This window comes from Rhodococcus sp. KBW08, assembly GCF_003852455.1.
In the GTDB taxonomy this organism is placed as follows: Bacteria; Actinomycetota; Actinomycetes; order Mycobacteriales; family Mycobacteriaceae; genus Rhodococcus_F; species Rhodococcus_F baikonurensis.
In genome coordinates, this window is sequence record NZ_QAJJ01000040.1 from 1 (window position 1) to 814 (window position 814).

The window sequence follows — 814 nt, forward strand, 5'->3', positions numbered from 1 at the left end:
GCGAGATGCTGAGCGCCTGGGCCTTGGTAGAACTCGAGGTATTCGTCGATCTGCGACCGCTTCTTCGCGACAGCAGGTTCGTTGAGTGGGAACTTGACTCGGTGATTTCCGCTCGAGACGACCTTGCTCATCAGTGCCGAGTAGTCGGTCGCGATGTCGCCGCCCACGAACTCGGCCATGTTGGTGAATCCCATGACTCGGTTGTAGAAGTCGACCCACTGGTCCATCTTCCCCAGTTCGACGTTTCCGACGACGTGGTCGAGGGCCTGGAAGATTCGTTTCGGTGCGCCGTCACGCTTGCGGTACGACGACGTCCGTTCGACATAGCCGGGGAGGTAAGGGCCGGTGTAGCGGGAACGGTCGACGAGGGTGTGCCGAGTCTCGCCGTACGTCGCGATGGTGGCCAGGCGGACGGTGCCGTGCTCGTCGGTGATGTCGTGCGGTTCACTCAACACCGTCGCACCTTGGGTGATGGCGTGCCCGATGCACTTGTCCACGTCGGGGACGCTGAGCGCGATGTCGCGAATGCCGTCACCGTGACGGCTGTGATGTTCGATCAGCGGACTAGCCGGATCCACAGCACCCTTGACGACAAACCGGACCGCCCCGCTCTTGAGTACAAACGCGTGGTGGTCGCGGTTTCCGGTCGACGGACCTGAATAGGCCACCAATTCCATGCCGAACGCAGACTGGAAGAAATGCGAAGTCTGCGTGGCGTTTCCGACGATCCATTCGAGTCCGTCCCACCCGCTCACGGGGAAGGGATCGTGATCGCTGTCGTACTCGACCAAGCCGACCAACTGGCGCAATTGCT

1 protein-coding gene is annotated in these 814 nt (G+C 61.4%); it reads right to left on the reverse strand.

What is annotated here, in order from left to right; genetic code table 11:
- Nucleotides 1-814: VOC family protein (locus tag DBV08_RS31255; RefSeq protein WP_124569961.1), on the reverse strand; the 814-nt coding region annotated here is incomplete at both ends.